The 21,784-nt window shown below is 50.8% G+C and carries 24 protein-coding genes; 16 read left to right on the top strand and 8 right to left on the bottom strand.

The features are described from left to right. Positions 1-264: 264 nt before the first annotated feature. The 5 genes from fdhF to BCF53_RS14995 all read left to right on the top strand — a co-directional run bounded on the left by fdhF (position 265) and on the right by BCF53_RS14995 (position 7,549). A complete protein-coding gene (gene fdhF / locus BCF53_RS15015) occupies positions 265-2,367 on the top strand; it encodes a formate dehydrogenase subunit alpha (protein WP_132702824.1) in 2,103 nt (700 codons plus the stop codon). 30 nt (positions 2,368-2,397) lie between these two features. Then, positions 2,398-3,420 carry a 4Fe-4S dicluster domain-containing protein gene (locus BCF53_RS15010; RefSeq protein WP_132702822.1) on the top strand — a complete coding sequence of 341 codons (1,023 nt, stop codon included), beginning with the start codon at positions 2,398-2,400 and terminating at the stop codon, positions 3,418-3,420. Then, positions 3,413-4,306, top strand: a complete 894-nt coding sequence (locus BCF53_RS15005; RefSeq protein WP_165901935.1) for an iron-sulfur cluster-binding protein — start codon at positions 3,413-3,415, stop codon at positions 4,304-4,306. The genes BCF53_RS15010 and BCF53_RS15005 overlap by 8 nt, the downstream gene beginning before the upstream one ends. A gap of 226 nt (positions 4,307-4,532) precedes the next feature. Continuing rightward, positions 4,533-5,729 (top strand): GGDEF domain-containing protein, encoded by a 1,197-nt coding sequence (locus tag BCF53_RS15000; RefSeq protein ID WP_132702818.1) that lies wholly within the window; start codon positions 4,533-4,535, stop codon positions 5,727-5,729. A 239-nt stretch (positions 5,730-5,968) separates the two neighbouring features. Beyond that, the gene (locus BCF53_RS14995; protein WP_132702816.1) at positions 5,969-7,549 is read left to right on the top strand and encodes an ATP-binding cassette domain-containing protein; all 1,581 of its coding nucleotides are present in this window, start codon (positions 5,969-5,971) and stop codon (positions 7,547-7,549) included. A gap of 2 nt (positions 7,550-7,551) precedes the next feature. Here BCF53_RS14995 and BCF53_RS14990 read toward each other — a convergent pair whose 3' ends face one another. Further along, on the bottom strand, positions 7,552-8,457 hold the full coding sequence (locus tag BCF53_RS14990; RefSeq protein ID WP_132702814.1) for a LysR family transcriptional regulator: 906 nt from the start codon (positions 8,455-8,457) through the stop codon (positions 7,552-7,554). Between the two features lie 115 nt (positions 8,458-8,572). On the opposite strand from BCF53_RS14990, the gene BCF53_RS14985 reads away from it, so the two are divergent. Together BCF53_RS14985 and BCF53_RS14980 are read left to right on the top strand one after the other, a co-directional pair. Beyond that, positions 8,573-9,571 (top strand): NADP-dependent oxidoreductase, encoded by a 999-nt coding sequence (locus BCF53_RS14985; RefSeq protein ID WP_132702812.1) that lies wholly within the window; start codon positions 8,573-8,575, stop codon positions 9,569-9,571. 377 nt (positions 9,572-9,948) lie between these two features. Further along, on the top strand, positions 9,949-10,701 hold the full coding sequence (locus BCF53_RS14980; RefSeq protein WP_165901934.1) for a substrate-binding periplasmic protein: 753 nt from the start codon (positions 9,949-9,951) through the stop codon (positions 10,699-10,701). A 108-nt stretch (positions 10,702-10,809) separates the two neighbouring features. Here BCF53_RS14980 and BCF53_RS14975 read toward each other — a convergent pair whose 3' ends face one another. Continuing rightward, complete coding sequence (locus BCF53_RS14975) at positions 10,810-11,868, bottom strand: hypothetical protein (RefSeq protein WP_132702808.1); 1,059 nt, start codon at positions 11,866-11,868, stop codon at positions 10,810-10,812. Positions 11,869-12,003: 135 nt separating this feature from the next. After that, entirely contained in the window at positions 12,004-12,720 is a 717-nt protein-coding gene (locus tag BCF53_RS14970) for a hypothetical protein (protein WP_132702806.1), read from the bottom strand. A 283-nt stretch (positions 12,721-13,003) separates the two neighbouring features. Between BCF53_RS14970 and BCF53_RS19235 the strand changes: the two genes are divergently transcribed. Further along, positions 13,004-13,174 (top strand): hypothetical protein, encoded by a 171-nt coding sequence (locus tag BCF53_RS19235; protein WP_165901933.1) that lies wholly within the window; start codon positions 13,004-13,006, stop codon positions 13,172-13,174. Here the strand turns inward: BCF53_RS19235 and katG are convergent. Continuing rightward, the gene (katG, locus tag BCF53_RS14965) at positions 13,171-15,348 is read right to left on the bottom strand and encodes a catalase/peroxidase HPI (RefSeq protein WP_132702804.1); all 2,178 of its coding nucleotides are present in this window, start codon (positions 15,346-15,348) and stop codon (positions 13,171-13,173) included. The genes BCF53_RS19235 and katG overlap by 4 nt on opposite strands. A gap of 86 nt (positions 15,349-15,434) precedes the next feature. After that, positions 15,435-15,905: a Dps family protein gene (locus BCF53_RS14960; protein WP_132702802.1), complete on the bottom strand. Its 471-nt coding sequence runs from the start codon at positions 15,903-15,905 to the stop codon at positions 15,435-15,437. Positions 15,906-16,184: 279 nt separating this feature from the next. On the opposite strand from BCF53_RS14960, the gene BCF53_RS14955 reads away from it, so the two are divergent. Beyond that, on the top strand, positions 16,185-16,466 hold the full coding sequence (locus BCF53_RS14955) for a hypothetical protein (RefSeq protein WP_132702801.1): 282 nt from the start codon (positions 16,185-16,187) through the stop codon (positions 16,464-16,466). 124 nt (positions 16,467-16,590) lie between these two features. Here the strand turns inward: BCF53_RS14955 and BCF53_RS14950 are convergent, their stop codons facing one another. Beyond that, positions 16,591-16,845, bottom strand: coding sequence for a GNAT family N-acetyltransferase (locus BCF53_RS14950; RefSeq protein WP_341539414.1), 255 nt, complete (start codon positions 16,843-16,845; stop codon positions 16,591-16,593). A 517-nt stretch (positions 16,846-17,362) separates the two neighbouring features. Here BCF53_RS14950 and BCF53_RS14945 point away from each other — a divergent pair. The 7 genes from BCF53_RS14945 to BCF53_RS14915 all read left to right on the top strand — a co-directional run bounded on the left by BCF53_RS14945 (position 17,363) and on the right by BCF53_RS14915 (position 21,048). Then, on the top strand, positions 17,363-17,848 hold the full coding sequence (locus BCF53_RS14945) for a GNAT family N-acetyltransferase (protein WP_132702797.1): 486 nt from the start codon (positions 17,363-17,365) through the stop codon (positions 17,846-17,848). Positions 17,849-17,912: 64 nt separating this feature from the next. Further along, positions 17,913-18,338 (top strand): GNAT family N-acetyltransferase, encoded by a 426-nt coding sequence (locus tag BCF53_RS14940; RefSeq protein WP_132702795.1) that lies wholly within the window; start codon positions 17,913-17,915, stop codon positions 18,336-18,338. Positions 18,339-18,416: 78 nt separating this feature from the next. After that, positions 18,417-18,740, top strand: coding sequence for a MazG nucleotide pyrophosphohydrolase domain-containing protein (locus tag BCF53_RS14935; RefSeq protein WP_132702793.1), 324 nt, complete (start codon positions 18,417-18,419; stop codon positions 18,738-18,740). A 104-nt stretch (positions 18,741-18,844) separates the two neighbouring features. Then, a complete protein-coding gene (locus tag BCF53_RS14930; protein ID WP_132702791.1) occupies positions 18,845-19,423 on the top strand; it encodes a histidine phosphatase family protein in 579 nt (192 codons plus the stop codon). Positions 19,424-19,480: 57 nt separating this feature from the next. Beyond that, entirely contained in the window at positions 19,481-20,152 is a 672-nt protein-coding gene (locus BCF53_RS14925) for an HAD family hydrolase (RefSeq protein WP_132702789.1), read from the top strand. Positions 20,153-20,261: 109 nt separating this feature from the next. Next, on the top strand, positions 20,262-20,585 hold the full coding sequence (locus BCF53_RS14920) for a DUF6152 family protein (protein WP_132702787.1): 324 nt from the start codon (positions 20,262-20,264) through the stop codon (positions 20,583-20,585). 7 nt (positions 20,586-20,592) lie between these two features. Beyond that, on the top strand, positions 20,593-21,048 hold the full coding sequence (locus BCF53_RS14915; protein WP_132702785.1) for a hypothetical protein: 456 nt from the start codon (positions 20,593-20,595) through the stop codon (positions 21,046-21,048). Positions 21,049-21,062: 14 nt separating this feature from the next. Here BCF53_RS14915 and BCF53_RS14910 read toward each other — a convergent pair whose 3' ends face one another. Together BCF53_RS14910 and BCF53_RS14905 are read right to left on the bottom strand one after the other, a co-directional pair. Further along, positions 21,063-21,398, bottom strand: coding sequence for a DUF202 domain-containing protein (locus BCF53_RS14910; RefSeq protein ID WP_132702783.1), 336 nt, complete (start codon positions 21,396-21,398; stop codon positions 21,063-21,065). Next, the gene (locus BCF53_RS14905; RefSeq protein WP_132702781.1) at positions 21,395-21,763 is read right to left on the bottom strand and encodes a YidH family protein; all 369 of its coding nucleotides are present in this window, start codon (positions 21,761-21,763) and stop codon (positions 21,395-21,397) included. The genes BCF53_RS14910 and BCF53_RS14905 overlap by 4 nt, the downstream gene beginning before the upstream one ends. Between the last annotated feature and the right edge of the window lie 21 nt (positions 21,764-21,784).

The raw sequence follows: 21,784 nt of genomic DNA, 5'->3' as shown, positions 1-21,784 counted from the left end.
TCCCTTTCTATCCGTGCAATCTTCTGCGCGTGCGTTTCAGGGTAAATTATTGGCGTCTGATTTCAGGTGTGAGAACCGACCGGCCAGACACAAACGAAGCGTCACAAAAAGAAGAACTGACGTTCAGGTATAGGTATTTTCAGTCATGTTATTCCGCGATTTTAATCCGGCGGAAAGCGTGTTCATGGCTCCTCCCCCGGACCCAAATCAAAACGTCTTTATGTATGAATATATCTGCACATAAAAGAATTCGAGGACTACTCTATGATTAAGACCACGCCTTCAGTGTGCCCGTACTGCGGCACCGGCTGCGGAATAGGATTAAGGAGTGACGGCGACAAGGTAATAGGTGTTGAACCTATCAGCAGCCACCCAATCAGCAAAGGACGTCTTTGTTCAAAGGGCTGGAGTGCAGCGTTTGCAACCGGCCATGAAAACCGGGTAACCAGCCCGATGATCCGGGAAGGGGAAGGCTTCCGCAAAGCCAGCTGGGACGAAGCCTTAACGCTGATTCACGAAAAATTCAGTTACCACCGCGATCACCATGGCCCGGAAACCGTCGGCATGATCAGTTGTGCCCGCGCTACCAACGAAGATAACTACGCCATTCAGAAGTTTGCGCGCACCGTTTTAAAAACCAACAACATCGACCATTGTGCGCGCATCTGTCACAGCCCGTCAGTGGCCGGCCTGCAGCAGACGCTGGGTTCCGGCGCAATGACCAACTCCATTGCCGATGTCGGTAAGGCCGACGTGATTGTGGTGTTTGGCTGCGACCCAACCGAAAGCCATTCGATTATTGGCAGTGACATTATGAAGGCGAAAGAAGCCGGCGCACTGCTGATGGTGGTCGACCCGCGCCGTACCCGTCTGGCGGAAATAGCCGATGTTCACCTGCAGTTGCGTTTGGGGACCAACGTGGCGTTGCTCAACGGCTTGGTGAACATCATTCTGGAGCGTGGCTGGGAAGATAAAGCCTTTGTTGCTGAGCGTGTTGATGATCTCGATGTCATGCGAAAAGCCATTGCGGAATATACCCCGGAGCGTGTTGAAGAGATTACCGGTGTGCCGGTGGACCAGCAGATTCAGTTTGCCCGCCTGTACAGTCATGCGCGTGCCGCTTTCCTCGCCTACGGCATGGGCGTTACCCAGTACGTCAGCGGTACCAACAATGTTATGTCGATCTCTAACCTGGCATTAATTTGCGGTCATGTTGGTAAGCAGGGCGCCGGTATTAACCCGCTGCGTGGCCAGAATAACGTTCAGGGTGCCTGCGATATGGGCTGCCTGCCGTGCCAGTACCCGGGTTATCAACAGGCCAATGATCCGGCCGTGCGGGATAAGTTCGCTAAAGCCTGGGGTACCACCGTTGGCCAGATTCCGGGCATGACCTCACTGGGCATGAACGAAGCCATGCTCGACGATGCCTTCCATGCGCTGATGATCTTTGGTGAAGACCCGGTGCTGACCGATCCGGATCAGAATCAGGTGACCAAGGCGTTGAAGAAGCTCGATTGCCTGGTGGTGGTTGAGATGGTGATGACCGAAACCGCGCAATTGGCCGATGTTGTTCTGCCTGCCGCCTGTTTTGCTGAAAAGAACGGCACCTTCGCCAGTTGCGAACGCCGCGTTCAGCGCGTGCGCAAAGCGGTGAACCCGCCGGGTGAGTGTAAGAGCGACTGGCAGACCATTGCCATGATGGCTGAAAAGTTCGGCGCAAAGGGTTTTGGCTGGGCCAATTCTGAAGAGGTGTTTAACGAGATCGTCTCGGTTACGCCTATCTATTCGCACATGAGCTACCCGCGCCTGGATGAATCACGCGGCCTGCAATGGCCCTGCAATACTCATCATCCGGACGGTTCGCCCGTGCTGCATGAGCGCAGCTTCCCGATCGGTAAGGCGCGACTGATTCCGGTGCATAACCTGCCCACGGCCGAGCAGCCGGATGTTGAATACCCTTATTACCTCACGACGATTCGTCTGCACTTCCATTATGGCTGTGGTTCCATGACCCGTAAGTCTCCGTTGCTGGAACGCGAATCGCCTAAAGGGCTGCTGTTTATGAACCCGCGCGATGCCAACAACCAGAAGCTGTTTAACCATGCGCCGGTGGGTGTGCGTTCGCGTCGCGGTTACATCGAAACCCGCGTGGTGGTGACCGATCAGGTACCGCCGGGCCTGCTCAGTATTCCGTATCACTTCTTCGATACGCCATCGAACCAGCTCACCAACGACGCGCAGGATCCGGTCACCCGTATGCCGGAACTGAAAGCCTGTGCCGTTCGTGTTGAGCCATTAGCGCGTGATGCCGAGCCGAAATCGATTCACACCCTGCGGGCTTTGCATGAAGCTGAACTAGCGGAATAACCGGAACTTAAATGTAGGAAACGAATAATTATGAACGTATATGAATTAGATCGGATTGAGCATTTAAGGGATTGGCTGGCGCTCAGTCATCAGGTTTATCAGGCGGTTGAAAACGACCTGGGTAACTGCAACTGGCAGCCGATTGAGCATGGCGAGGTGGTTAAATTTAAGCCGAATGTGCGGCCGCTGGTGTCGCCAAAAAGCCTGTTCTTTTCAGAGCAGGAAAACATGTTTGTGTTCGATGGTGAAAAATTCAGGGAAACGCTGCCCGAGCATGGGCCTCGGGTTATCTTTGGGGTATCCGCCTGTGATCTGACCGCTATTTCCTATCAGGATAAGCACTTCAGAAAAGACCCTTACTACCAGGCACGACGTCAGCAAACCTTATTGGTCGGCATCGATTGTACAAAGCCTTGTGACGGGGGCTTCTGTCGCAGTGTCGATGCCGGGCCGCATGTGAAGGATGAAATCGCAGATTTGATCCTGACGCCAATGCCGTCGATCGGCGGTGAAAATACCGGCTGGTGGCTGATCTGCTCCAGTGATGCCGGGCGTGCTGCAGTCTCCGGTATGGATCTGCGCCGTGCAGATAGCAGCTGGAGCTCGTGGCGTGAAATGAACCGTCGCCACACCGAAGCCGAATTCAAAAGTGACGTACACATCATCAATGGCATACAGCGCATCAACGCGCGGGCGGTGCCGGATGAGCTGTGGGAGCGTCTGGCGCATCAGTGCATCAGTTGCTCCGGCTGCAGTCAGCTGTGTCCAACCTGCAGTTGTTACGCCACCCGTGACGTAGCGGAAGACACCAACATGGTGCGTCAGCGCGTCTGGGATTCCTGCCTGATGGTTGGCTTCCAGAAAGAGGCCAGCGGTGCCAACCCAGCGGCCGAGGCCGGGCGCAGAATGTATCGCTACTGGTATCACAAATTCTCAGAAGATTACGTTGCACAGATGGGTCGTTATGGCTGTGTGGGTTGCGGTCGTTGTGAATCGACCTGCCCGGGTTCTGTTGGCGTACATTCCATTATGGAGAAGATTTCCAATGCTTGATTTAACACCTCAATCTATCCGTCTGGTCGAGCGCTATGAAGACGGAACCGACATTGACCACTTTACCTTTGAGCCGGTGGATAAAAGCAAAGGCCTGCCTGAGTTTGCCGACCCGGCTAAGGTTGAGCCCGGTCAGTTTTTCATGCTGTCTATTCCCGGTTACGGTGAGGCGGCCTTTACCTATGCGGGTATGCCCGATGACCAAGGGCGCTTCATAGCCCTGATCCGTCGCATTGGCAGCCTCACTGAAGCCCTGTTTCAGATGAAGGCGGGCGACACTCTCGGTGCTCGCGGCCCGTTTGGTAAGGGCTGGCCGGATTTAAACGGCAATAAAGTATTGGTTATCGCCGGAGGCTGTGGCCTTGCGCCGGTCGCGGCTAAGATCGATGCCTTAATCGCTGCCGGTTCCGACCCGGTGGTGTATTTCAGCGCCCGTAATGAAGCCATGCTGGTGATGCGCGAAGAGCGTTCACGCTGGCATAAGCAATGTAAGGTGTATGAGGCGGTCGATGACATCGACAGCGCTAAAGGCAGTTATATGCACGGCCGTAAACTGCCGGATAACCTCAAGCAGATTGAAGCTGAGCAGGGCAAGTTCGACCACATTATCACCTGCGGACCGGAAGGCATGATGGAAGCAGTTTGTCGAATCGTCACCGAAGCCGGGCACCCGGCCGATCATTTATGGCTCTCGCTGGAGCGCCGTATGCATTGTGGTGTTGGCCTGTGTGGCCACTGTTATGTGGCGAACCACCTGGTCTGCGAAGATGGCCCGACCTATCGATGGGATCAACTAGGGGAATTAGTTGTGAAAGAGCGGGCGATTAAGCCGCCTGCTGAGCAAGTCGATATGGCCGTTAATGCGGGAAGTTGTTGCCGGGGGTAGTCAACAGTTCTCTGTATTTGCCTTATAAGAGCCGCACCGGGTGCGGCTCTTTTTTTGTCGGATCGAAGGCTTTTTACTGCAAACCACGCCAGATTTTTGCTGTTTTGTACACAAATGTGAAAAAAAACGGCAGTATTTCCGTCTAATGGTGATCGAATAAGTTGTGTTGAAGGTCATCTTATCTAATATTACGGGCAGATATTACAGGACGTTTATTGGAGACAAGGTGATTTTTGATCTGTTGGCCTCATTGCAGGGCTACCAGCTGACATTGTTTATGATGATGTTGGTTGTGTTTGTTATCACATTGTTTGGCTCATTGATGCTTTCCCTGCTCGATGAGCGCGTATGGAATGTGGACCGAACCCGGCTGGTGCAATCCCGCTATGCGATGCTGACGGCTTTTCTCGGTTTTTCTGTCATTTCCTGTAATTCCTTTTTACCCGAATCCTGGCATATACCCGTGCGGGTGTTGGCGAACTGCCTGTTTGTATCCTTTGTTTACCTGGTGATGGAGTGTAACTTCTCAGATGACCGGGCCGTTCTGAAGAAGGCACGTCAGGTATTCGTAATCGTTATTGTTCTTCAGGGGTTACTGCAGCTGACCGTATGGAACGCGCCGGAGCATATGCTTGAGCGGGCCATGATGGTACACGGCTCTATTCTGGCGTTAACAGCAATTTCAGTCTCTACCGGCCTTATGCGCCGAAAGCAGATGAACAGAATTGATAAGTCTTATGTGTCCATTCAGGTCGTGTTCCTGATCCTCTTTGTTGCCCACACTGTTAATTTTTTGTCAACCGAGGCGGTAGAAATGCTGTCTGTTTCGGCGCTGATGCTGATCACCATTCTGCTGGTGGGTCACCTTTTTACCTCGGTGTCGTCGATAACCTACCAGTCGCTGAGAAAGGTTGAGGAGCTTTCCGAAACCGACTGGCTGACGGGCATGAAAAACCGCCGCTATTTCTTTGAAAACGTTGAAAAGATAATGTCTCTGGCGCAACGCAATTCGTCCAGTTGCGCGCTGGCTCTGTTTGATCTGGATAACTTTAAGCAGCTGAACGACACCTATGGGCATTGTGTGGGCGATAAGGCCCTGGTGCGGTTTGCTGAAACGCTGAGAAAGGCGATTCGTAAACATAACCTGCAGGTACGCTGGGGCGGCGAAGAGTTTCTGGTGTTTTTCCCTATGGCCAGCTCATCAGAGGCACAACATGCGGTTGACCGGGTTTTGGAATTAACCCGTAATATCGAGATAGAGGTGAACGGTGAACTCATTCAAATAACCGCCAGTGCCGGGGTTGCAACGCTGAGCCGGTTTGAACACCTGTCGCAGGCCATTGCCCACGCCGATAGCGCACTCTATAAAGCCAAGGATTTGGGTAAAGATCAGGTTCACACGGTTGAAACCTGCTATAGCTGAGCGCCCCATTATTGGTTAAAATTGCAGCACTTCTTCTTTCTCGCCACCTGAGGGTAAACGCCAACATGAATAACTAATGACCGGTTTTCCAGATCTTACATTCTTTTTTTGGAAACTCGGGGTTAGTGGGCGTTGCTTACATGCTTTACTGTTCTCTCTTTTAAAACCTTTTATGCTCAATCTGTAACGCTCTTTGCTCTCTGTTAGCACCCGGTTTCCGCCTGTTTTGGAGGAAGCAAATGACCGTACTCACAGCAAACCAACTTTCTTTTCAGCTCAGCAGTGGCGATTGGCTGTTCAAAGATCTCAGTTTTACCCTCAGCAGCCCGGTATCCGCGTTAATTGGCCGTAATGGGTCGGGTAAATCGGTTTTACTCTCACTGTTGACCGAAGAGTTATCACCGGCCGCCGGCACTATTGATTGCACTGCAAAAATTGCCTGCTTTAAACAGATGCCGCAGCAAAGCCAGGCATCGGATATGACAATTGCGGGCTTGCTGGGCATTGAGCAAAAGCTCAACGCGTTGCGGCAGATCGAGGCGGGCAGTGCCGCGCCAGAGTACTTTAGCCTGCTTCAGGATGACTGGCTGGTGGAGCAAGGTGCAAACCAGCTGCTTAATGATCTGGGCATTCGCCTGGCCCTTAACGACCCTTGCAGTCGGCTCAGTGGCGGGCAGCTGACGCTGCTGCGCCTGTACCGGTTGTTTCAGTCGGATGCCGGACTTCTGTTGCTGGATGAACCCTCTAACCATTTGGATGCAAAAGCCCGGCAGTGGCTGCTAGAGCAGATCAGGGCCTTTCGTGGCCATATTCTGCTGGTCAGTCACGACCGCTCTTTACTGCGCCATGTTGATACTATTTTCAGCTTGAACAGCCTGGGGCTTTGCCGTTTTGAAGGCGGTTATGATGCCTATGCCGAGCATTCGGCTCAGCAGCAGGCGGCACTGGAGCGCAGGATTGATCACCATAAAAAGGAGCAGAAGCGCATTCTGCGACAGCAGCAACAGGCACGCGAACGCACACAGCAGCGAGTCTCTCAGGGTGTTGCGCAGAGAAAAACAGGCGGTCAGGCGAAAATACTGTTGGATGCCAAAAAGGAATCGGCAACCCAGAATATGGCAGCGCAAAAGACGCAGCATTCCAGACAGCTGGCGGAAAACAGCGAAGCATTAAAGTCGGCCAAACAGCAGTATGAAGTGATCAAGCCGCAAGCTATTTATCTGCAGGATGCCAGTAGCAATAAGCAACCACTGATGCTGAGGCTCAATCAGCTGGTGTTGCACCGGGTGAACAACCGACCGCTGTCGCTGGCGGTGTTTCAGCAACAGCAGGTGCGCATCAGTGGCGGCAATGGCAGCGGCAAGTCGACCTTGCTTAAGGCCATTCATGGTGAGTCGGTGTCTTTCGATGGCGATATCGAATTCCGTTGCCAGACGGTTTACCTGGATCAGCACTTCAGCCTGCTACCGGGCGCATCGACTCTGCTCGATTGTCTTGTGGATAATTGTATCGGCCTGTCTGCGGAGCTGGCCAGAACGCTGCTGGCTGGCATTGGCTTTCGTCGTGAAACCGTTCACCGCAACGTGGCGTGTTTAAGTGGCGGCGAAAAAATGAAGCTGGCCATGCTGCTGGTCAGTCACATGGCTGACTCGCCACTGCTGTTATTGGATGAGCCGGATAACCACCTGGATATAGAGTCGAAAATGGTGTTGGCCACGGCACTGAAGGCCTATCGGGGTGCGTTCTTGTTGGTCTCGCACGATGAAGACTTCATCGCCCAGGCCGGCATCACGCACACCCTCAGTATGGCTGGTGAGTAGGGTTAGTCCTGGCGGATTCTGGCGACCAGAAAATCGACAGCGGCTTTGATCTTGGCCTGCTGGTAGCGCTGCTTCTGGTAAAGCAGGTAGATGTGGCCGCTTTCTTTGGTCGCGGCAACGTAAACCTGAGGGGTCATGGTCAGTTCAACCAGCGCGCCCTGCTGCACCATTTGCGCGGTAAACCAGCGGGGCGCCATCAGCAGGCCACGGCCATCGACGGCCTGTTTCAGCAGCCATTGGCCGTTATTGGAAATGACGGTCGGTTGAGCGCTGACGTTTTGCCAGTGGTCATCATCGTGTACCAGCCAGGATTGAACGCCGCCGGGTGTTCTGAAAAACAGACCATTGTGGCGAGGCAGCTCTTCAGCCTTCACCGGCACACCCCGTTGCCGAAGATAACCGGGCGAGGCAAACAGGTAAAACTGATTGCTGAACAGCTTGATCGCCATAATCCGTTCATTCGGGGCGTAGCCGCCACGCAGGGCAATATCGGCTTCATCGCGGTTAAAGGCAGCCAGCTGGTCGCTGAGGGTGACATCAAGCACCACCTGTGGATAACGCTCCTTAAACTCTTCCAACAGCGGTAACAGCGTGCTTTCACCGAAGCTCACCAGCGAGCTGATGCGCAGTAAACCCTTGGGTTCGGTGTTGTGGCTTCTTGCAGATTCGTTGGCGTCTTCCAGCTGAGTCAGAATATCTTTCGCCTGCTGGTAATACTGTTGGCCTACGTCGGTGAGCTTCACTACGCGGGTTGTTCGGTGCAGCAGGTTGGCTCCCAGGTGAGATTCCAGATCAGAAACGCGGCGCGAAAGCGATGAGGGCGGCACGTTGAAGTAATTAGCCGCCAACGTGAAGCTGCCGGTTTCGGCCACCTTCAGGAAGTATTTCAGGGCTCTGAGTTCGTCCATAGCGTCTACTTTTGTTTTAAAAGCAATAAAGAAACCCAGATTGTGCTCTATATCTAGCTGAAAGTCTTCGTAATACTGTGTTCACTTTCTGAATAAACAGATATGGAGAACAACGATGTCTACCTATACCGCTATTAATCTGATTGCCCGCCCTGGTTCTAACCCTATTGGCCCGGATCTGTTTGAAGTTGTTAGCAAAGAGATCCCACAAGCCGGTGCCGGCGAAATTCTTATCCGCCAGACGCATATGTCACTCGACCCGGCCATGATCGGCTGGATGAGCCCGGATACTGAAAGCTACATTCCGCCGGTAGAGTTGGGTGCGGTAATGCGCTCCAGCGGCCTGGGTGAAGTGGTTGAGTCTAACCACCCGGATTTCAGCGTTGGCGACCGTGTCATGGGTATGTTCGGCTGGCAGGAATACGCCCTCAGCAACGGCCAGGGTGTGAATAAGATTGATGCCAGCCTGCCGGCGGATATGGTGCTGTCTGTGTTTGCGCTGCCGGGCTTAACGGCGACCCAGGGACTGCTGGAAATTGGCAAGCCTAAAGCCGGTGAAACATTGATTGTAACCGGTGCAGCCGGCTCCGTTGGCTCTATTGTGGGTCAGCTTGCTAAAGCCGAAGGTCTGCGCGTTGTTGGTGTTGCCGGTGGTAAAGAGAAGTGTGACTGGCTGGTAAATGAACTCGGTTTTGATGCGGCGATTGATTACAAAGCCGGTAACCTGGAGCAGCGCCTGGCGGAAGAAACCCCGAACGGCATTGATCTGTTCTTTGAAAATACCGGTGGTGAGATTCAATCACTGATTTTTGAGCGCATGAATGCACACGGGCGTATTGTGGTGTGTGGCCTTATTGCCGATTACACCGCCAGTAAGCCTGCACCGGGACCAAGCTGGATGAATCTGATTAAAAAGCGGTTAACCATTCAGGGTTACACCATGCCGGATCACCTGCATAAAACACCTCAACTGCTGGAAAAACTGACTCCTTACGTACAGGCCGGCAAGATTAAGTATCGTGCGCATGAGCTGGAAGGGTTGGAATCGGCGATGGAAGGTTTGAACTACTTCCTGACCGGCGAAAACAAAGGCAAGCTGCTGGTTAAGCTGTAAGCCTGATTGGCTGGGCTGCGGCCCAGCTACGCCATTGAAATGAAGCGGTGAGGGGAAACCTTCACTGCTTTTTTTTGGTGCGCTGATTCATTCATAACGGACGGCTGCGCAAAGATGAGTCAAAATTTAATTCTTACACTGGTCATATCCGTCAAAAAAACTATTCGGTGAGCGTGCAGTAGACGCAGGTGTTGCCATTGTCAAATTGAAGTTGTTCTGAAAGGCACTGTTTTCGGTGCCTTCCGCGCTGTGGCCTGAGTTTCGGAATCATGCTCGCAGGTTGTTGTTTTTTATAGGTTTGTTTCCCCCATAATTTCAAATTCATGGAACAAACCTTGCTCAAGCCCCCTGTAATACCCACTTACAGGAGCAGTAAATTGAAACGTCTGATCTGGCAATTACCAGCGCTAGCCCTGGTTGCAGTATTGAATGTAGTGAACGCTGCCGACGAATACGTCGCAGATCGCCTTAACCTGTTTACGGAAAATTACGGCAGTTATAACTACAGCATTGATGGCCGCGAGTATGAACACGACGGCGAGAACATTGGCGGCAGCTCGACCGAGTTCATCAAAAAACTCATGGACCATGCCGGCATCCCTTACAAGATGAAGCTTCGCTCCTGGCGCGTTTCCTATGAGCGAGCCTTAACCCGCCCGGACTACGGCGTATTTTCAACCGGCCGAACCGAACTGCGTGAAGACCTGTTTGAATGGGTCGGCCCAATTGCCCGTTACAACTGGATTGTCATGGTGAAAAAGGATAGCCCGCTTCAAATTAACAGCCTGGAAGACATTCGTGGTTTAAAGGTCGGTGGTTATAGAAATGACGCCGTCACGGAGTATGTACAGAACGCAGGCATTGAGGTTTCAGACCTGCCGAATGAGTCAGCAAACCCGCATCTGTTGCAGGATGGCCTGATCGATGTATGGGTGACTTCCGATGTCAGTGCCTGGAGCGTTGCCGAAGCCACCGGTTACACCGAAATTGAAGTGGGTTACGTTTTTAAAACCGTGGATATGTACCTGGCCATGAACAAAGATACCCGGCCGGAATGGCTCGACCAGCTGTATGCCTCTTACGATGCACTGGTTGAGGCAGGCGAACTGGAACTGCCGACTTACGAATAGAATCGGTTGTTTTAAAGACAAGAGGCTTATTATTGTTTTCAAAGCCTGCCGGATGCGGTGCGCAGCACGAGCACTGAAGTTTGCTCTGATTGCGCACCGGTTTCCGGCTTAGCTGTTTAGTAATTCGTATTCATCGTTCGACAAATCGAAGTGGCTAAACAGGCTTTCTTTGGCTGCTTCCTGCAGCGAATCTGAATCATCGAGGGCTACCTCCAATAGACTTAGTTTCAGCTCTGCGCTGCGGTTAATGGTGCCGGCGTTGATCGCGCTGATGATCCGTTGTCGGATGCTAAGCGCTTCGTTGGCGTTTAAATAATTCTGCGCCAGTTCCAGTTTCTGATTGGCACCGGAAAACTTCAGCAGGTTACTGAACAGCTGGTCGCGGTCGTTGTCATCGGTATCTCGGCTGTTGAGCGAATCCTGCAGGCTTGCAACGATTTGGCTCTTTGTTGCCGGGTCAAGCCGGAAAGGGTCTAAAAAATCGACCGCCCGGTTTTTGTGTTCTGCTGTGACCGCCTGATAGGCGGCGATATCGACCAGCGCATTAAAGGTGTTGGGATCGTTGCGTTGATCGGGCTGGGCAGAAACCAAAGCTAAAAACTGGGATTGATGGAACGCATCAGTCTGCCCACTGACATAATAAATAAGCTCCCCGATCCAGGCTTGCTTTTGCTGTTCTGGCAGGCTTTTGATCAGCGACAGAGCGTAGTTGAACTCGATGCTGTGACTTGAAAAGTCCAGCATATAGTCGGCAAGCCGTTGCTGATTTAACTCCGAATACATCAGTAAAGACTGCAGCTCATCCCGATGGCGCTCTAGCACTTCGTAGTCATCACCGCGGTTGGAAGCTTCAGCCAGATAACGGTTCAGCAGAGTGATGATATCGTCGTTCAGGTTAGTTGTGGCCGTCGTTTGTGCAGGCGTCTGTTGATCCCGGCTGACTGTCTGCTCAGGCTCCAGCGGTATAGTGGCCGCGCTGCTTTGAACAGGGGTGATGTTAGCTTCTGTATTACACAGTTCAGCTGCTGGTTGTGCGGTTGTGGTCGTAAACAGCGAAGGTTTGACCGCTGCATCGACGGGGCTTTGTTGTTGGTGTTGGCCGAAGAAATACCCGGCCATGAAAACCAGCGTGCCGATGGCAATGCCACCGATCATTTCTTTAATCATGATTGCCACCTGTTACTGTTGTTGTTTTAAATGGCGTTTAATCGATTCAGGCCGCCAGCACTCTGTGCGAACAGTTCGCGGACATCGCGCGTGTTCCACACCAAGGTTACCAGCTGCCAGTTTGCTTAAGGCCTGTTATTCACCTTCCCAGAACTGAATATTTTTATAACTGATGCTGATTGGGCCGTAACCGTCGGTCAGCTTGTAGGCGCCAATTTTGTAGTAGCCCTCGTCGTCACCGCCGCCCTCAATGTTTTCTTCCCAAAGTATTTCGCCGGTGGAAGAATCTATCAGCCGGCCGTTTTCATAAGAATCATCAACGCCGCCGACATAAGAGCGGACTCGCAGCTTGTACCAGGTGTCCAGCTCAATTTCGACGGTATCAAAGGTACTGTAACTGTTGCTGGCATCGGTGGTGTCACCCTGTACGCCGAACTCCCAATTGCTGCCGTTTTTACGCACCTGATAGATGGCGAATACACCTTCGGAACCGGTTTGATCATCATGGTTTTGGGCGATGCCTATCTTGTCGAAATCGTCACTGTAGTCAGAATTGATTTTGAAATAGACGGTCATGGCCATCAAACCGGAGCGACGTTCGTACTTCCATTCCTGGCGCTGTGTTGTGCTGCTGTCGCTGGTGCTGATGATGAAGGTATAGGTATCCATACTGTTTGTGGCGCCGCTGGTGCTGGGCGTGGTGCCACTGCCGCTTGTATCCTGTGTAGGGCTGTTGCTGTAATCCTGTGTCCAGGTGACATCAGAGAAGCTTCCGGCGAATGCCGCCGAAACCAGGGTGAGACTGCAAGCGAATATCAAACTTCTTCGGGCTAAGAGTGGAAAGGTTTTCATTTGCTGTGAATCCTATTGGTGATTTATTTTTATTGGTTTAGGTCATAACTGACCCGTCAATCACTGTATTAAAGCGGTCGGCAATGCCAAAGCAGATTCGGTAATTTCTTAGAGCCAGTTCGCGTATCGAACGATATCTTTAGAGTAAATAAGGCGTTTTATGCATTGGTAGGATAGCTGCGCTACGGTTGGTAGGCAGAAAAGAGAAGAGCAGCGAATGTTGCCTTTCAGATTGATGACAAAGCTGCCACAATCTTCGAGACGATGAAAAGGTATCGCTTAAATGGACGTCGAAAACATGGATGTTTTCGTCGAGCGTATCAGGTGGTCCGGCATTCCGGCGATACTTGCAGCGGTCCATTTAAGCGATACCTTTTTGTCGTCGGGGTTTATCGACAACCTGAGGGCAGCGCATGCTGCCCTTGTTGTTTTGCGTTATAGCGTTAACTTTTAGCCAACCAGATCAAAACGGTCGGCGTTCATGACTTTGGTCCAGGCGGCGACGAAATCGCGGATGAACTTCTCTTCATTATCCGACTGGCCATACACCTCTGCGTACGCACGCAGAATCGAGTTAGAACCGAACACTAAATCGACACGGCTGGCTGTGTACTTCACGGCACCGGTCTTGCGGTCGCGCAGTTCATAGCTGCCATCTTTGGTTGGGTTCCAGGTGTTGCCCATATCCAGCAGATTCACGAAGAAATCGTTACTCAACACACCGGCACGATCGGTGAATACACCCAATGGGCTGTTGCCGTAGTTGGCACCCAATGCGCGCATACCACCCACCAAAACGGTCATTTCAACGGCGGTTAAGCCCATCAGTTGCGTACGGTCGAGCAGCATTTCTTCTTCACTGACGGTGTAGTCGGCTTTCACCCAGTTACGGTAGCCATCGTGCAGCGGCTCCAGTACCTCAAAGGATTCATTATCCGTCATATCTTCCGTGGCATCGCCGCGGCCCGGTGCAAACGGTACCGTGACATCGTAACCGGCAGCGGTAATGGCTTTTTCCAAAGCGACATTACCGGCCAGAACAATGGTATCGGCAATGCTGGCGCCGGCTTTTTCTGCAATAGGTTCCAGAACATTCAACACCTTCGCCAGACGCTCCGGCTCGTTACCTGCCCAGTTGCGTTGCTGAGAAAGACGAATACGCGCACCGTTGGCACCACCGCGGTTATCCGATTTACGGAAGGTGCGGGCGCTGTCCCAGGCGGTTGCGACCAGCTCACCCACCGACAGGCCGGATTCAGCAATCTGTGCTTTAACAGCATCGACATCGTAACCGGTGTTGCCAGCCGGAACCGGGTCTTGCCAGATCAAATCTTCGCTTGGTACATCCGGGCCGATGTAACGGACTTTTGGCCCCAAATCACGGTGCGTCAGTTTGAACCAGGCGCGAGCGAACACTTCCGAGAAGTACGCCGGGTCTTTCATAAAGCGTTCGGAAATCTTGCGGTATTCCGGGTCCATTTTTAACGCCATGTCGGCATCGGTCATCATTGGGTTGTGGCGGATGGAAGGGTCTTCCACATCAACCGGCTTGTCTTCTTCGGCGATATCAATGGGCTCCCACTGCCAGGCACCGGCCGGGCTCTTCTTCAGTTCCCAGTCGTACTTGAACAGCATTTCAAAGAAGCCGTTATCCCACTTCGTTGGGTGGGTTGTCCATGCGCCTTCCAGACCACTGGAAACGGTATTACGGCCAATGCCACGGGATGTGTGGTTAATCCAACCCAGGCCCTGTTCTGCAATATCGGCACCTTCCGGATCCGGGCCCAGCTCTGCTGCATCGCCATTCCCGTGCGTTTTACCCACGGTGTGGCCGCCGGCGGTTAAGGCCACGGTTTCTTCATCGTTCATCGCCATGCGTTCAAAGGTAACGCGCATGTCCTGAGCGGTTTTCAGTGGATCTGGGTTGCCATCGACACCTTCCGGGTTTACATAGATCAGGCCCATCATCACGGCCGCTAACGGGTTTTCCAGATCGCGATCACCGGAATAACGGCTGCCTTCAACGCCGCTCGGGGCCAGCCATTCTTTTTCAGAACCCCAGTAGGTGTCCTTTTCAGGGTGCCAGATGTCTTCGCGGCCAAAACCGAAGCCAAAGGTTTGTAAACCCATCGATTCATAGGCAACGGTACCGGCATAGGCGATTAAATCAGCCCAGCTCAGCTTGTTGCCGTACTTCTGTTTAATGGGCCATAACAGGCGGCGGGCTTTGTCCAGGTTGACGTTATCCGGCCAGGAATTCAGCGGCGCAAAACGCATGTTGCCGGTACCTGCGCCACCACGGCCATCGGCTGTTCGGTAAGAACCGGCAGAGTGCCATGACATGCGGATCATCAGACCGCCGTAGTGGCCCCAGTCTGCGGGCCACCAGTCTTCGCTGTTGGTCATCAGATCGGTTAAATCTTTTTTCAGGGCGGCGAAATCCAGCTTTTTAACTTCGTCACGGTAGCTGAAGTCCGGGCCCATCGGGTTTGTCTTGCTGTCGTGCTGATGCAAAATGTCCAGGTTGAGCGCTTTTGGCCACCAATCCATAACGGATTCTTCGGTAGAGGTCATTGCACCGTGTGCAATCGGGCATTTGCCGGCTGGTTTATTTGTAGGCTGAGTCATCGTGTTGCTCCTGTTGTATTTTTTAACCAGAGACTGACGGGAGTTAAACCGCCCGTTCAGTGTAGTCAGCTAAAATGAAATTTGTGTTATTGCGTCAGTGCTCTAAGCATCCACGCGGTTTTTTCGTGTACCCGCATGCGGTCTGAAACCAATGATGCGGTCGATTCGTCATCGCCTTGCTGTGCCGTTTTCAGTACGCTGCGCGCGGTCTTAACCACCTGTTCATTGGCTTTGCTGAGGATCACGATCATCTCCTGAGCGCTGGGCACGCCTTCCACCTCTTTCACCGCACTCAGGGTGGCAAACGACCGGTACGTACCCGGCACCGAAACGCCCAGCGTACGAATGCGCTCGGCAATATCGTCGACTGCCGTGGCAAGCTCGGTGTATTGCTCTTCAAACATGAGGTGTAAATCTCGGAACTGTGGGCCAACCACGTTCCAGTGGAAGTTGTGGGTCATCAGGTACAGGGTGTAAGAGTCTGCCAGCAGCCGCTTCAGGCCATCGGCAATGCTGATTCTGTCCTTCTGCTCAATGCCGATATCGATGTCAGTCATTGGAATTCTCCTGCCGTTTAGGCTCGTTCATGTATGCCACACAGTGTCTATTTGGCGCGACTTTAAGTAAAAGGAGATATTTTGAAGTTAATCTTCGGGAAAATTGAATGCAGGCGGCAGGTCCGGGTCGCTGCTACCTTTTTCTAACAGACATGTGCAACGGAGTAGCGAGGACACCCTCTGGTTATGGTATGTTGAACTTCGGCATCAAAGAGCCGCCTGTGTTGAGGCGCAAGCTGCTCTTGCCCCTACTGGTTGAGTAACGGATAAGGAAGCAGCATGAATTTAGACAAGGCGAAAAAGCGAATCGCGAAACAAGTCAACAAAGGCTTCAATGGTTACCCAATGATCACGTTAGCCTACTACGGCAGTTCCAAAGATTGCGCAACGGAGGTTGTCGTTCAGTTTACCATGGCCGAAGGTGAACCTGCGCAGGAGGAACGCTTCTCTTGTGACACCGAGATACGGGAAAGCGAATTGATTCAAACGACGGTGTTGAAGATTATCGAGAGAGCTAACGTCAATTCAGTTATGGAGGTTGAGGGCGTCACAGTTCGTTAGTGGATGAGTGCCCCTACGGTATAGATGAAACGGAATGTTTGTGATTATAAGGACAGCCAAGCGCGAAGACTTAAATCAACTGGCTAAAGAACGTACTCTGGCTTGGGGTTTTGATCGGATAAAGCTAAACCTCGCATAACTGCGCCACAGTCTTCATTGGCAGGAACAGCCGGGTTCTGTGACTGTGAATATTCAGTTTTTGAAAGTCATATTGTGCATAAAAGCTTTCAACACCATCACCCAGGGTGTCCACGATCACAGCAAAGGAAGGCAGGTATTTATTAATCTCGTACGCATGCTCCAGCGCCCTGATCAACATCATCTTGCCTAGCCCCTGCCTCTGAGAATTCTTATGGACTGCAAATTGGGCAATCAACATAACGGGGATAGGGTAAAATGGGAGCCTTTTCGCTAAAGATTTTGGCAGGGCTTCTCGTTTGATTTCTGAGTGAGTCAGTGTGTAATAGCAGCAGGTTTGCGACTCATCTTCACTTGCAGGGAGCAAAATGGTTTTGCTGATCCCAGCCTCCCTATGGCGCACAACATACTCGGTCAAGCTTTTCATACCTTATAGAGCGGCAGCCTTTTCAGCAGAGGCTTTAAGCTCTCCATTTATTCTCATATCTATGCGTGACGTAGCCATTTCATATACCTCAGACTTAAATTACGCGGTGAAGTTAATATACCATTGCTACCTAGTTTGTACGGCATGATCCCGTACATGTGGAGGTGTGGCTGTTCAGAAGGCGATATTTTGACGTTCATCTTAGGGATAATTGAATGACCTCTACGATAGGCTGCATGGCGTTTACAAACAGTGGTCGGCAGTTCAGTATATCTTGCCTGATAAGGGGGCTACGCCAGTTTGAGTGAATGATTTTTAAGGTGCGACAGCTATGGATGGAAAACCTAGTATGAAAATAAGAGCCGCTAACACAGCAGACCTTAATCAATTGGTGGCATTGAACCGCGAAGTGCACGATGTTCATGTAGAAATTGAGCCCTCGCTTTTCTGCAGCGCCAGTGAAGAAGTCTTTAAGAGCTTTTGGTTTTCGAAATTAAAAGATAATGATTCAGTCGTTCTTGTGGCACAGTGGCGGGGTACGGTTGTTGGTTATCTTTTGCTGCGAAAAAGGTTTCGCCAAAAAAACGATCTTATGCAAGAGCGTAAGTGTGCTTTTATCGAGCAGGTCTGTGTGCTTGAAAACCATAGGGGGCAGGGTGTTTTTCAACAGCTATTGGTACGGGCAAAAGAGTTGGCCGTGCAAAGTGGGTTTTCTCGGCTTGAGCTCGATGTATGGTCGAATAATTCCGACGCAAAGAATGCATTTCTTAAATCTGGGTTCATGACATATAACGAAAAAATGAAAGTAGACTTTTAGGTTCTCCGCAATGGGTTATTAGCTAAGCATTGCTTCAGTTATTGCCAAAGTACAGGTGTATACAATGACTATTTTTATTCGGTTAGCTAAATCAGAAGGCGCTCAGGGTTTATCGGATTTGAACTACATGTTTAATAGAGTCAGAGTATCGGCTACGCATGTGGTTAGGTCTTTAGAAAGAAACTTATCTGAAAAAGTCTTTGTGGCTCTGGTTAATGATGAGTTGGCCGGGTTTGCCTGCATCGATGTAAAGCATTCTTTTTGTTATGAGACTGCTGATGCTGAGTTGACAGAGATTTTTGCTATAGATCAATTTCGTGGTTTTGGAGTGGCGACAAGTTTGGTAAATGAAGTAGTGAAATACTGTGTTGTAAATGAATTTGATGAACTCTATTTGCGCACGAGTCCTACCAATGATGCGGCTAATTTGTTATTTATAAACCTTGATTTTAAATTAGGTGAGACGAATGTATATTATGCTTTAAAGTAGAAAAGTTTACTCTTCGTGTGCACCAAAACGCTATTCAATTAAATTTCGTCTTTGTACCAAGGTAATTAGGAGCCTACGTTGAATTTAAATAGATTGATGGATGATCTTGAAGAAATATCTGAGGGGTATGCTCGTAAATTTGGCATTGAACGAACCCCCGATTGGTACATGATGAAGCTTACTGAAGAGTTAGGCGAGTTGATGCAGAGCTATCTGAAATGTGCAGGCAAGGCTCGTTTAGACGGAGAATCAAGCCTCGAACTGAGACAAAGCATGGAAGATGAACTGACGGATGTGATCGGGATGGCATTGCTGACTGCAAGGAGCCAAAGCGTTGATTTAGAGAAAGCATTTAAAAGAAAGTGGTTAAAATATCTGGAATCACCGAGCTCCTTAGATTGATTGGCGTGGATATTGTCCCAAACTGGCTAATACGGGTATCAGTATTTTTTGGGGAAAGTCCCAGCGCCTATGTGCCTTATTCTATGTCTTAGAAAGGAGGATTTTTGATAGTCATAACGCGGCATGGAGAAACGGAATGGAATCAATTGGGTCAATTTCAGGGCTGGAAAGATTCTGCTTTAACCGAAAAAGGGAGGTTTCAGGCAAAATCAGTCGCTTTAGGTGTCAAAGAGCTCGTTCAGAAAACTGAATTTAGAATGGTATCAAGCCCTCTGGGTCGAGCTGTTGAAACATCTTCAATTATTGCGAAGGTGCTTGGTTATCGTGGTGCAGTCGAGTTAAACCCTCTGTTGAAGGAGCATTCCTTCGGAGCGTGGGAAGGGCTAACAAAGCTGGAAGTAAAACTAGATAGAGCCGACGAATGGAATCAAAGGCTGGCTGACAAATGGAACTACATCATTCCAGCGGGTGAAAGTTACTCATGCATTATGTACAGAGCCACTAAATGGTTGAATACATTGGCCAAAGATAGAAGTTTTGTTGTAACAATACACGAAATGATGAGCAAAGTTATACGGGGTGCTTATTTAGGTATTGATCCATGCGAAATGCCAGCACTTAGCCATAAAAATAATGAGATTTTTATTCTTAAAAATGGCGTTCAGTACAAAATGAGCTGCTAAGGCTGTGGAAGTAGACAATTATCTTTCCTCGTCATTCTTAAATAGAGATAAAAATCTATGTACAAAGCAATTGTTTTCGACTTCGGCAACACGCTGGCTCAATCCGCTTCATTAGCTGAAGCACTTAAAGCAGTTGTTGATGTCGATAAAGCCATTGTTATTGGTGAAAGTATTGAGGCTGAGATTGCTGCGCTATATAAACCTGATCAGCAGGAACAACCCGATTGGAAGGTTATTTGGGATCGCTGTTTTGCTGCAGCTGGATTAGCCTTTCAGGAAGAATTAGGGCGGCAGCATTTAGAAAGATTTTGTAGTTTGAATCAGACCTTTCAAGGCATCCCCGAATTGCTTTCAGAGCTAAAGCATAGGGGTATGAAGTTAGGGTTGCTTTCTAACGTCACCGGTCCATATGAGATATTCCAAAAAGACCTTGAACACAGAGGTTTGGCAAAATATTTTGATGCGATTGTCTGGTCGAGTGCGATTGGCTATCGAAAACCCTGCAGTCTTGCGTTTGAAGCCGTATTGGCAAAGCTGGGGGTAGATCCAAAAGAGGCGCTCATGGTGGGTGACTCTGAAATAGCGGATATAGAAGGCGCCGCGAAGGTAGGGATGGCGACTGTCTGGGTTACCAGCCAACCTAATAAACATACCGCAGACTACAGCACTTGCCCGCAGCGGCTGGCTACGGACGTTCTGTCCATCGCGGGTGCAGCTCGCCTGAAATAGCCTATATTGCTTTGCAACTTCCCGAACCCGAACCTGTCTATAAAAGGCTAACCCACAGGAAGCTTCATTACGTTCAAGCGAAAAACTACTGATCACCGCTGTATCTCTGATGCTGTTCTCTCTGGCATCGGCTCATCATGGCTGGCGCTGGACAACCGGCGATAACATTGAGCTCACCGGCATTATTACCGACGTTAAGCTGGGTAATCCTCATGGCGTGTTGAAGGTGCGGGCCGAACAGGAGGTGTGGACGGTGGAAGTGGGTCAGCCATACCGCAATGCGCGGGCAGGCCTTGAAGAGGGTGATTTGGCCGTTGATGTTGAGGTGAAGATTGAAGGTGAGCCTTCTGCCGATATTACCGAGAAGCTGATGAAGGCTGAACGCATCTGGATAGACGGTCAGCTTTACGAACTCTACCCAGAAAGAGATTAAGACCATTTTGGATCATTGGCTGGAGGCGCTTGCCGCAACGCCACTCGCTGAATGGATGCGCTATTCCCGCTGGGGTTATGCGGCCATTAATACTTTGCACGTATTTAGCGTAGCATTGCTGGTTGGCGCAATTGTACCGTTAGATTTAAAGCTGATGGGCTTTTGGCGGCGCCTGAATACTGAATTGATTGCTCAGGTGCTGGTGCCGGTCGCGATTACCGGTTTGCTGGGGGCCATTGCCTCGGGTGTTTTGCTGTTCCTGGCCGGGCCCGCCGACTATGCTGGTTTAAAAATCTTTTTAATCAAAATGCTGCTGATTGTTCTGGCCACGCTAAATGCGCTGAACCTTCATTGGCGTATTGGCTACGCCGGTCGGCAAGGCGCTTTGCGTGTTGCCGGGGCTTTGTCTTTATTGCTGTGGCTGGGTGTGTTGGTGGCAGGCCGGATGATTGCCTACGTTTAAGTTTTTATGAGTGACTAGCCGCCGGTAACTATCTGGCTGAGCGCATAAATGCCATAGCCGAAAGCGGTGCAGAGCAGGGTGCCTGAAAGGGCTATTTTGATCAGAATATCGCGTCGCCCAACGGTGGTGTGATCTTCAAACGGTTGAGTGAACCTTTTTCGGGTGTAAGGAATATTCAGCGCAGGAAGCAGCAATAATGCCCCGCCAATAACCTGTGGCAGCAAATGCCCGTGGTGCTGGCCGGTTTTAATTAATAACAGGCCAACACCCAGCATTAACAGATGGGTTCTGAACCAGGCCATCGACGTTCGTTCAGATTGCAACCCAGCCTTGGTTTGGTTATCGCTCACAGTAAAATGACCAGTGCCAGAATGAAGGTAAAAGCAAGCACCATAATGCTGATCACCTTAAGAAAACTGGTGTACTTCAAGTCTTCCTTTTTCCGCATCGACTCTTCATTCGCGGCCCAGCGCTTATAGGCAAATACCGCCAGCAAGCCGGAACAGGCACAAAGGAACGCAGAAAGCAGACCGCGGATAACCACATTCGCTAAATCGGGCGTGAGCTGGTCAATGGCAATGGCCCCGGCTAACAGTGCCAGGGCGGTGCGAATCCACGCCAGATAGGTTCGTTCATTGGCCAGAGAGAACCGATAATCTGGCGCTTCACCTTTGAGTCGCCAGTTGATTTTGGTTTTTTTGATTTTTTGGGTCATTGAGGTTCATCCAACGCTGTC

Source organism: Reinekea marinisedimentorum, from assembly GCF_004341165.1.
Taxonomy (GTDB): Bacteria; Pseudomonadota; Gammaproteobacteria; order Pseudomonadales; family Natronospirillaceae; genus Reinekea; species Reinekea marinisedimentorum.
The sequence above is the reverse complement of the archived record's forward strand: the minus strand, read 5'-3'. Positions and strand labels throughout refer to the sequence as shown.

Excerpts from the sequence above, each read along its gene's own strand:
- BCF53_RS19235 (WP_165901933.1), top strand. The coding sequence starts at position 13,004 with ATGGACGTCGAAAACATGGATGTTTTCGTCGAGCGTATCAGGTGGTCC.
- BCF53_RS14990 (WP_132702814.1), bottom strand. The coding sequence starts at position 8,457 with ATGGACGAACTCAGAGCCCTGAAATACTTCCTGAAGGTGGCCGAAACC.
- BCF53_RS14950 (WP_341539414.1), bottom strand. The coding sequence starts at position 16,845 with ATGTTGATTGCCCAATTTGCAGTCCATAAGAATTCTCAGAGGCAGGGG.
- BCF53_RS15005 (WP_165901935.1), top strand. The coding sequence starts at position 3,413 with ATGCTTGATTTAACACCTCAATCTATCCGTCTGGTCGAGCGCTATGAA.
- BCF53_RS14995 (WP_132702816.1), top strand. The coding sequence starts at position 5,969 with ATGACCGTACTCACAGCAAACCAACTTTCTTTTCAGCTCAGCAGTGGC.
- BCF53_RS14960 (WP_132702802.1), bottom strand. The coding sequence starts at position 15,905 with ATGACTGACATCGATATCGGCATTGAGCAGAAGGACAGAATCAGCATT.
- BCF53_RS14925 (WP_132702789.1), top strand. The coding sequence starts at position 19,481 with ATGTACAAAGCAATTGTTTTCGACTTCGGCAACACGCTGGCTCAATCC.
- BCF53_RS14970 (WP_132702806.1), bottom strand. The coding sequence starts at position 12,720 with ATGAAAACCTTTCCACTCTTAGCCCGAAGAAGTTTGATATTCGCTTGC.
- BCF53_RS14975 (WP_132702808.1), bottom strand. The coding sequence starts at position 11,868 with ATGATTAAAGAAATGATCGGTGGCATTGCCATCGGCACGCTGGTTTTC.
- BCF53_RS14955 (WP_132702801.1), top strand. The coding sequence starts at position 16,185 with ATGAATTTAGACAAGGCGAAAAAGCGAATCGCGAAACAAGTCAACAAA.
- BCF53_RS14985 (WP_132702812.1), top strand. The coding sequence starts at position 8,573 with ATGTCTACCTATACCGCTATTAATCTGATTGCCCGCCCTGGTTCTAAC.
- katG (WP_132702804.1), bottom strand. The coding sequence starts at position 15,348 with ATGACTCAGCCTACAAATAAACCAGCCGGCAAATGCCCGATTGCACAC.
- BCF53_RS14905 (WP_132702781.1), bottom strand. The coding sequence starts at position 21,763 with ATGACCCAAAAAATCAAAAAAACCAAAATCAACTGGCGACTCAAAGGT.
- BCF53_RS14945 (WP_132702797.1), top strand. The coding sequence starts at position 17,363 with ATGGATGGAAAACCTAGTATGAAAATAAGAGCCGCTAACACAGCAGAC.
- BCF53_RS14940 (WP_132702795.1), top strand. The coding sequence starts at position 17,913 with ATGACTATTTTTATTCGGTTAGCTAAATCAGAAGGCGCTCAGGGTTTA.
- fdhF (WP_132702824.1), top strand. The coding sequence starts at position 265 with ATGATTAAGACCACGCCTTCAGTGTGCCCGTACTGCGGCACCGGCTGC.
- BCF53_RS14920 (WP_132702787.1), top strand. The coding sequence starts at position 20,262 with ATGCTGTTCTCTCTGGCATCGGCTCATCATGGCTGGCGCTGGACAACC.
- BCF53_RS15010 (WP_132702822.1), top strand. The coding sequence starts at position 2,398 with ATGAACGTATATGAATTAGATCGGATTGAGCATTTAAGGGATTGGCTG.